The organism is Peterkaempfera griseoplana (assembly GCF_001418575.1).
Taxonomy (GTDB): domain Bacteria; phylum Actinomycetota; class Actinomycetes; order Streptomycetales; family Streptomycetaceae; genus Peterkaempfera; species Peterkaempfera griseoplana.
Genome location: NZ_LIQR01000251.1, coordinates 1 through 1,413 on the forward strand (window position 1 = coordinate 1; position 1,413 = coordinate 1,413).

At 75.8% G+C, this 1,413-nt stretch carries 3 protein-coding genes; 1 reads left to right on the forward strand and 2 read right to left on the reverse strand.

Features of this window, described 5'->3' with window-relative positions; translation table 11 throughout:
- Positions 1 to 496: DUF1707 SHOCT-like domain-containing protein (locus AOK09_RS19080; RefSeq protein ID WP_055588418.1), on the forward strand; the 496-nt coding region annotated here is incomplete at its 5' end.
- Positions 497 to 522: 26 nt separating this feature from the next.
- Here AOK09_RS19080 and AOK09_RS19085 read toward each other — a convergent pair.
- Both AOK09_RS19085 and AOK09_RS42245 read right to left on the reverse strand, forming a co-directional pair.
- Positions 523 to 921 (reverse strand): subtilase-type protease inhibitor, encoded by a 399-nt coding sequence (locus tag AOK09_RS19085; protein WP_055588419.1) that lies wholly within the window; start codon positions 919 to 921, stop codon positions 523 to 525.
- A gap of 104 nt (positions 922 to 1,025) precedes the next feature.
- The coding region (locus AOK09_RS42245) for a cytochrome c oxidase assembly protein (protein WP_245687364.1) at positions 1,026 to 1,413 on the reverse strand (388 nt) is incomplete at its 5' end.

Below are 1,413 nucleotides of genomic sequence, written 5' to 3' on the forward strand. Positions count from 1 at the left end.
GCTCGCCCTGGGCCGCCTCACCCCCGAGGAGCACGCGGAGCGCCTGGAGGCCGCCTACCTCGCCCGCACCCTCGCCGAGCTGGCCCCGCTCACCCACGACCTCCCCGAGCCGTCCGGGCCCCCGCCAGGCCCCGCCGCCCGGCCGCCCGTCGCCGAGCCCGTGGTGGCGGTCCTCGGCAAGCTCCGCCGGGGCGGCCAGTGGCCGGTGCCGCCGTACAGCAGTGTGCGCGCCCGCTTCGGGGCGGTGGTGCTCGACCTGCGCCACGCGGTCTTCACCCGGCACGAGGTGGTGATCGAGGCGGGCTCCTTCTGCGGCAAGATCGAAATGGTCGTCCCCGACGGCGCCCAGGTGTACGACACCGGGACGGCGCTGCTGGGCAAGCGCTCCACACCCGCCTGGCCGGACGGCGTTCCGGCCGCCGACGGCCCGGTCATCCGCATCACCGGCCGCAGCGTCCTGGGGCACATCAGGGTCACCCGGGCCTGCGGGAGCTGAGAGCACCGGGCCGTTCCGCCGGACCCTCAGAAGGCGAAGACGCCCCCGGACTGGGCCGCGGCGGAGCACCGGTTGGCATAGCTGTGGACGAACCGCACCGGGCGGCCGTCCCACCGGCCCGTGGCCTCCGCCGTCACCGGCGCGTAGATCATCGGGCACATCACCCCCTGCCGGGCGCGCAGCGCCCGGAAGTCGCCGTGGGAGCGGCGGAGCGCGGAGCATGCCGCCGCCGGCTCGGGGTGGGAACCGCCGTCGGGGTCGCACTCCAGCACCGCCGAGGCCAGGACCCGGCCGGAGACGTCCTCCCCGCTGTGCAGCACCAGTTCCAGCCGGGTGCCGGGATCCCCGTCCAGGTGGTGGACGGGAATCCCCAGTGCGGCGGCCGCGGCCAGCCCGGCGGCGGTGAGGGCGTGGCTCCAGGACATGGTCTCCTCCAGGGCGGCTCGGCGGTGCTCGCAGCCACACCTACCGCAGCGGAGCGCCGCGGGCGCGCCCGGTCACCCGTCCGTGGGCGCGTCGCCCGTCCTGCTCAGCCGGCCGCCTCCGGCGAGCCGGCGCCCCGGGTGCGGGCCTCCAGGGAGGCCAGATAGGCGTTGTACGCGGCCAGCTCGGCGTCGCCGTCCCGGTCCGCAGCGCGGTCGCGGCGCCGTGCCTGCCGTTCCTCCGACCGGGCCCACTGGAAGACCAGCGCGACCAGCACGATCGCAGTGGGGATCTCCCCGAAAGCCCAGGTGATGCCGCCCGCCAGCTGCTGGTCCGTCAGTGTGTTGGTGCCGAGCGACGCCGGGGGGTGGGCGAAGGTGTCCACCAGCAGGCTGCTGGCCATCATCACCGCCACCCCGAAGAAGGCGTGGAACGGCATGCCCATGAAGAGCTCCAGGATGCGCATCACGTACCCGGGGCGGTGCGGCCCGGGG

Bases quoted from the DNA above. Each gene is read 5' to 3' on its own strand.
- AOK09_RS19085 (WP_055588419.1), bottom strand. From the start codon at position 921: ATGTCCTGGAGCCACGCCCTCACCGCCGCCGGGCTGGCCGCGGCCGCC.